At 68.9% G+C, this 6,718-nt stretch carries 9 protein-coding genes; 8 read left to right on the top strand and 1 reads right to left on the bottom strand.

What is annotated here, in order from left to right; all coding sequences use genetic code 11:
* The 5 genes from GPA_RS02955 to queD all read left to right on the top strand — a co-directional run.
* Positions 1-317 (top strand): aminotransferase class V-fold PLP-dependent enzyme (locus GPA_RS02955; protein ID WP_041238890.1); only part of this gene is annotated, 317 nt, incomplete at its 5' end.
* A gap of 1 nt (position 318) precedes the next feature.
* Entirely contained in the window at positions 319-1,134 is an 816-nt protein-coding gene (locus tag GPA_RS02950) for a histidinol-phosphatase HisJ family protein (protein ID WP_015538886.1), read from the top strand.
* A 31-nt stretch (positions 1,135-1,165) separates the two neighbouring features.
* Complete coding sequence (locus GPA_RS02945) at positions 1,166-2,071, top strand: Nif3-like dinuclear metal center hexameric protein (RefSeq protein ID WP_015538885.1); 906 nt, start codon at positions 1,166-1,168, stop codon at positions 2,069-2,071.
* A gap of 50 nt (positions 2,072-2,121) precedes the next feature.
* On the top strand, positions 2,122-2,841 hold the full coding sequence (locus tag GPA_RS02940) for a zinc ribbon domain-containing protein (protein ID WP_015538884.1): 720 nt from the start codon (positions 2,122-2,124) through the stop codon (positions 2,839-2,841).
* 68 nt (positions 2,842-2,909) lie between these two features.
* A complete protein-coding gene (gene queD, locus GPA_RS02935; protein ID WP_197533060.1) occupies positions 2,910-3,347 on the top strand; it encodes a 6-carboxytetrahydropterin synthase QueD in 438 nt (145 codons plus the stop codon).
* 95 nt (positions 3,348-3,442) lie between these two features.
* On the opposite strand, the gene rpmB is transcribed toward queD, so the two are convergent.
* A complete protein-coding gene (gene rpmB / locus GPA_RS02930) occupies positions 3,443-3,634 on the bottom strand; it encodes a 50S ribosomal protein L28 (RefSeq protein WP_041240000.1) in 192 nt (63 codons plus the stop codon).
* A gap of 228 nt (positions 3,635-3,862) precedes the next feature.
* On the opposite strand from rpmB, the gene GPA_RS02925 reads away from it, so the two are divergent.
* The 3 genes from GPA_RS02925 to GPA_RS02915 form a co-directional block, all read left to right on the top strand.
* The gene (locus GPA_RS02925; RefSeq protein WP_015538882.1) at positions 3,863-4,210 is read left to right on the top strand and encodes an Asp23/Gls24 family envelope stress response protein; all 348 of its coding nucleotides are present in this window, start codon (positions 3,863-3,865) and stop codon (positions 4,208-4,210) included.
* A gap of 108 nt (positions 4,211-4,318) precedes the next feature.
* Positions 4,319-5,950 carry a DAK2 domain-containing protein gene (locus GPA_RS02920; protein ID WP_015538881.1) on the top strand — a complete coding sequence of 544 codons (1,632 nt, stop codon included), beginning with the start codon at positions 4,319-4,321 and terminating at the stop codon, positions 5,948-5,950.
* A partial coding sequence (locus GPA_RS02915; protein ID WP_041239999.1) for an OB-fold nucleic acid binding domain-containing protein occupies positions 5,943-6,718 on the top strand: 776 nt, incomplete at its 3' end. The genes GPA_RS02920 and GPA_RS02915, both read left to right, overlap by 8 nt.

Below are 6,718 nucleotides of genomic sequence, written 5' to 3'. Positions count from 1 at the left end.
CCGCCCACGGCGCCGTGGAGGCCACGGTGGACGTGGCGCCGGGCAGCATGGAGTTCCTGCCGAACATCGTGCACGTGCTGGTGCGCGGGCTGGAGAGCGAGACGCTCATCCTGCGCTTCGACCTGCGCGGGTTCGGCGTGTCGGGCGGCTCGGCCTGCTCGTCGCACTCGCTCGCGCCCAGCCACGTGCTGCATGCGCTCGGCATCGACGACGACCGTGCGCACGGGGCGCTGCGCATCTCGATGGGACGCGGCACGACCGAGGAGGACGTCGACGCCTTCCTCGGCGCCGTCGCCGGCGTGCTGGATTGGAGCTGACATGGAGCTGGTGACCACGCACGCGCACACCTCGTTCTGCGGGCACGGCGAGGGCACGGTGGAGGAGCTCGCCGCCGCGGCCGAGGCGGCCGGCGTGACGACCCTCGCCGTGACGGAGCACTACCCGCTCTCGAAGGCGTTCGACCCGCGGGACTACCTGTCCATGCCGGCCGCGCGCGTGGGAGAGTACCTGGCAGCCATCGACGAGGCGCGCGAGCGGCACCCGGGACTCGAGATCATCGCGGGCTGCGAGCTCGACTGGCTCGGGGCCGACGACGACCGCACGATCGGGGAGGACGACCTCGCCCCGTTCCAGCTCGTGCTGGGCTCGGTTCACTTCGTGGACGCCTGGCCCTTCGACGACCCTTCGCAGCGCGGCCGCTGGGACGAGCCGGGCGCGCCGGACGCCATCTGGCGCCGCTACTTCGAGCTGTGGTGCGATGCCGTGTCCTCGGACGCCCCGTTCCACGTGATGTCGCACCCCGACCTGGCCAAGAAGTTCGCCTACTACCCGACCTACGACGTGGCCCCGCTCTACGAGCAGGCCGCCGAGGCGTGCGCGGCCGCGGGGCGCATGGTGGAGGTGAACACGTCGGGGTCGTACTACGCCTGCAAGGAGATGTTCCCCGCGCCGGCGCTCCTGCGCCGGTTCTGCCGCGCGGGCGTGCCGTGCACCGTGGGCACCGACGCGCACCATCCCGAGCACGTGGCGCGCGACGTGGAGGCGGCCTACCGCCTCATGTACGAATGCGGTTATCGAACGGTAACGGTTCCCACCGCCACGGGCGACCGGCGCGAGATCGACCTCATACTGTGAAGCAAACGGTCGGCGACGTGCGGGAAGGAAGATGATCGACATGGCTGGATCGAAGAAGGACAAGGTGCAGAGGGGCCTCGCCCAGCGGGCCTCGGGGCCGCTCTCGAAGCAGCTGCCCACCATGACCGTGGGTGCGCTCGAGCGCGCGCTGCTCAAGGAGTTCCCGGCGGCCGACGCCGAGGCGTGGGACCGCACCGGCATGACGGTGGGAGACCCGGCGCGCCTCGTGGAGGGCGTGGCCGTGGCGCTCGACCCCACGGTGGATGCCGTGGAGGAGGCCGCGTCGATGGGGGCGAACGTACTCGTGACGCACCATCCCGCCTTCCTGCAGCCGCCCGACTCGTTCTCGCCGGCCTCCTCGGTGGCGGCGAACCCCGGCGCGCTCGTGTGGGCCGCCGTGGCGCGGGGCGTGGCGCTGCTGTCGTACCACACGGCGCTCGACGTGAGCGCGCAGGCACAGCGCGTGCTGCCCGGCATGCTGAACCTGCAGTTCCGCAGCGTGGAGGTGCCGCTCGCCTCCTCGAAGCGCAAGGGCTACGGCCAGCGCTGCACCGTGAAGGCGGGCGACGGGCCGCTCACGCTCGGGCAGCTGGCCGCGCGCTGCACCTCGGTGTTCGGGCGCCAGCCGCGCGTGTGGGGCGACTTCTCCCGCGAGCTCGAGCGCGTGGTGACCACCACGGGGTCGGCGGGCGACGTGGCCGCCACGGCGCTACGCGACCAGGTGGACTGCCTGGTGTGCGGCGAGATCAAGTACCATGAGGCCCTGGCGCTCTCGCAGGCGGGGCTGACCATCGTGGAGCTGGGGCACGATACGAGCGAGCTGCCGCTGGCGGCCGTGCTGGCCGCGGCCGTGGAGGGCGCGGGGGTGCCCGGCGAGCTCATCACCATCATCGACCAGGGAGACAACTGGTCGTATCCGGAGACGACGCGCGTCTAGGCGCGTCGGGGGATTAGGCGCGCGAGCGCCGAACGAAGAGAAGGAAGCACATGCAAGCAACGACCGACGACCTGACCAACTTGCTGCGGATGCAGCAGATCGACCTCGACCTGATGAAGGCGAAGAAGAAGCTCGAGGAGCTGCCCCAGCGCGCGACCATCCTCGCGGCGCGCCAGAAGAAGCGCACCATCGAGCAGAAGCGCGACCAGCTGGCCGAGATGCGCGCGCAGGCCGAGGCCAAGGCGTCCAAGCTCGAGGCCGAGGACGCCGAGCTTGCGGAGAAGCAGCGCCGCGTGCAGGAGGCCATCGACGGATCGCGCGGCGACTACCGCAACGTGGAGGCGCATTCCAAGGAGCTGGGCGGCTTCGCGAAGCGCCGCAACACGCTGGAGGGGGAGTTGACGAAGCTCGGCGAGGAGCTGGCGAAGATCGAGGGCGTGCAGGGCCAGGTGTCCCGCGCGCTCGCCGAGCTGGAAAAGCAGGAGGCGTCGGCTATCGCATCGTTCCAGCGGGAGGGCAGCGCGCTGCAGTCCGATATCGCGCGCATGAGCGCCGACCGCGAGGGCATGTCCGCCGATCTGTCCGCCGATCTGCGCGAGGCCTACCACCGCACGGCCGCCCGCACGGGAGGGGTGGCCGTGGGCCTTCTGACTGAGGGGCGCTGCGGCGTGTGCCGCACCGTCATCGACGGCGGCCGCCTCATCGACCTGAAGGCGGAGGCGCCGCTCGGCACGTGCCCGCACTGCAAGCGCCTGCTGGTGGTCATGTGATGGAGGGGTCGACGGTGGAAGGCGGAGCCAGGGAGCCCGGTCGGGATGCGGCGCAGGAAACCTGCGCCATGCAGAGGAACGCCCCTTACGACGGTCCTGGCAAGCTGTCGGGCAGCATGCATTTGCACGTGGGCGGGGGTCACTACGAGCTCACGGTGAGGGATTGTTTCGACGCGGCCCACGCGCTGCCCGGCTACGACGGCCCCTGCCAGTACCTCCATGGCCACACGTGGGAGGTGGAGGTGACCATCGCAGGGCAGCACCTCGACGATGTGGGCATGCTCTACGACTTCAAGGATGCCAAGCGCGACCTGCACGGCGTGCTGGAGAACTTCGACCACCGCTGCCTGAACGACGTGCCGCCCTTCGACGAGATCAACCCCACGGCCGAGCACCTGGCCCGCGTGGTGTTCTACGAGCTGGAGAAGACGTTCCCCGCGCACATCTCGCTTATGGAGGTGGCCGTCTGGGAAAGCCCGGCGGCGAAGGTGGTCTACCGCCCGTAAGGAGCCTTCGCAACACTTCTTCGAACTTTCCATTGCTCCAACGCAAAAAAGCCCGCGGTTGCGGGCTTTCGCTTGCAGGGCGGGAGACGAACCGGTTAGGCGCGCTCGACCTTGCCGGCCTTCATGCAGCTCGTGCACACGTTGGCCTTGCGGACGCGGCCTTCCTTGTCCTTGATGGTGATCTTCTGAATGTTCGGACGGAACACGCGGTTCGTCACGCGGTGCGAGTGGCTGACGTTGCGTCCCGCAACCGGATGCTTACCGCAAACTTCGCAAACTTTAGACATCGTTATCACTCCAGGTTCGTCTTGTTTCCGCACGGCTAAAATACCGTTGATGACAAAAAAGCCTTCATACTATAGCACATAAAACGAATGCCTTACAAGAATTTTTCGTGTAGTATGGACGGCGCCCAGAACAGGCCCGACGCACAGCGTTTCGCCCATGCGGTATACTTCGTCCATAGCCTGCGTACGTCCGCGCGGATTCGCGCCCGCGCTTCGAAAGGAAGAGCCATGAGCACTGTGATACCCGGCAACCTGCACGTTGCCAACGACGTCCTGGCCGACATGGTCGGCAATGCTGCGCTCGAATGCTACGGCGTCGTCGGCATGGCCGCCCCGTCCGCGGCCGACGGCATCGCGAAGATCCTGCCCACGTCCCGCCTGCGCCGCGGCGTCGTGGTGACCACGACCGATGCCGGCGTTCACGTGGAGCTCTACGTGGTCATCGAGTACGGCACGAACATCAACACCGTGTCGCAGAACCTCGTGGACCAGGTGACGTTCGCCCTGAAGGAGTACGCCCGCGTGCCTATCGACGGCGTCGAGGTGCACGTCCAGGGCGTCAAGGTGCGCAAGTAGCCGCGCGAAGATAAGCGTATAGAGACGAGCCCCGTGCCCAGCGGGCGGCCCGCCCCGAGGCGGCCGAGAGGGTGCGGGGCTTACCGCCGAGAGAGAGACAGACCTACCATGCCAGAATCCTATACCGCGAACGACCTGCTCAATGCCATAGCCGCTGCGAGCAAGACGCTGAGCGAGCGCAAGGACGAGATCAACCGCCTGAACGTCTTCCCCGTGCCCGACGGCGACACGGGCACGAACATGTCGCTGACGCTGGAAACCGTCGTCGAGAACCTGGCGAACCTGCCCATCGGCGCCGGCGGCGCCGAGATCCGCAAGGCCATCACCACGGGCGCCCTCATGGGCGCGCGCGGCAACTCCGGCGTCATCACGTCGCAGATCCTGCGCGGCTTGTGCGAGGGCAGCGTCGGGCATGAGGCCGTGAACGCCGAGAGCATCGACTCCGCGTTCTCCCACGCCGTCGATGTGGCGTTCCAGGCCGTGCGCAAGCCGGTGGAGGGCACCATCCTCACCGTGCTGCGCGACAGCGCGGCGGCCGCCAAGCGCGCCCGCAAGAAGAAGCTCTCCACCGACGAGGCGCTCGAGGCCGTGGTGGCCGAGGCCTACGCATCGGTGCAGCGCACGCCCGACCTGCTGCCCGTGCTCAAGGACAACGGCGTGGTCGACGCGGGCGGCTACGGACTGGCCATCTTCTTCGACGCGTTCGCCGCGGCGCTCACCGGCAAGGAGGGCCCGCTGGGCGACGAGCTGGCCTTCGCGCGCGGCGCGGCCCCGAAGGTGGAGATCGAGCAGATCAACGACTGGGAGGGCTCGGCCTACCGCTACTGCACCGAGTTCCTGGTGAGCTCCGACACGCTGGACGCGGAGGAGGGCCTGGACTTCCTGGGCACCATGGGCGACTGCGAGCTGCTGGTGGGCCAGAACCCCAACTTCAAGGTGCACGTGCACACGAACACGCCCGACAAGGTGCTCGCCTACATGCTGGAGCGCGGCCAGATAGCCGAGGTGCACATCCATAACATGCAGCTGCAGAGCGCCGCGCGCACCGACGCGCTGGCGGCCGAGGGGGAGGCCGCGCGCAAGCCGATCGGCTTCGTGGCCGTGGCTGCGGGCGAGGGCAACGCGAAGATCCTCAAGAGCCTGGGCGTGGACGTGGTCGTCTCGGGCGGGCAGACCATGAACCCCTCCACGAAGGACCTGCTGGACGCTGCGAACGAGGTGAACGCGGACGCCGTGATCATCCTCCCGAACAACAAGAACATCATCATGGCCGCGCAGAGCGCATGCGGCCTGTCCGAGAAGCCGTGCGCCGTCGTGCCCACCACGAGCGTGCCGCAGGCGTTCTCCGCGCTGTTCGGCCTGGACGAGGACGCGAGCCTCGAGGAGAACGTGGAGGCCATGACGGAGGCGTACGCCGACGTGCGCACCGGCGAGGTGACGCGCGCCATCAAGGACGCGAAGGACGCCCACGACAACCCCATCCATGAAGGGGACGTCATCGGCATCGCCGATGGCTCCATCGAGTCCGTGGGCGCGGCCGTGGAGGACGTGGTCATGGACCTTCTGGCCCGCATGGACGCCGCCGATGCCGACACGCTCACGTTGCTGGCCGGCGAGGACCTGGATGACGCGGCCTTGGATGCCCTCGTGGCGCGCATCGAGGAGGCGTACGACGAGCTGGAGATCGACGCGCACCGCGGCGAGCAGCCGCTGTACCCGGTGGTCATGTCGGTTGAGTAGCGACGCGCCGGACAGACTCGCAGCCACCCTCGCGCTCGACGAATCCGTCGGGCGCGTCCGTTTGGTGAGCCCGGCGCGCGCCCGCGCGCTCGAGGCGCTGGGCGTGCGCACGGTGCGCGACCTGGTGACGCACTTCCCCCGGCGCTACATCGACCTCTCGCGGCGCGAGACAGTGGCGTCGGCTGCCATCGGGGAGCAGTGCACGGTGGAAGGCATAGTGCACGAGATAAAGCTCAAGCGCCCCAAGCCGAAGCTGCCGCTCGTGGAGATAACGCTCGTGGACGGCACGGGCACGCTCATGGTGACGGCGTTTCGCCAGCCGTGGCTCATGGACCAGGTGCGCGCCGGCATGCGCATCGCCGTGGCGGGCAAGCTGGAGTTCAACTACGGCTTCAAGCGCATGACGAACCCCTACCTCGAGGCGCTGGACGGCGCCGAGGGCGCGGCGGCCGGCATGGTCATACCCGTGCACCCCGCCACCGAGAAGCTGTCGGCCGCCTGGGTGCGCCGGCTCGTGGGCAACGCGCTTGCGCATGTGGCGGGGCTGCACGACCCGCTGCCGCTGGAGCTGCGTGCGAAGTACCGCCTCATGAGCCGCGGCGCGGCGCTCGCGTCCATCCACTTCCCGCGCAGCATGGACGAGGCGGCCGAGGCGCGCCGGCGCCTCGTGTACGAGGAGCTGCTGTTCCTGGAGCTCATGCTCATGGAGGAGGGCCGGGAGCGCGCCGCGGGGCGCGAGCCCGTGCGCCACGTGACGGACGGCCCGCG

Origin of the sequence: Gordonibacter pamelaeae 7-10-1-b (genome assembly GCF_000210055.1) — a bacterium.
Classification (GTDB): Bacteria; Actinomycetota; Coriobacteriia; order Coriobacteriales; family Eggerthellaceae; genus Gordonibacter; species Gordonibacter pamelaeae.
The sequence above is the reverse complement of the archived record's forward strand: the minus strand, read 5'-3'. Positions and strand labels throughout refer to the sequence as shown.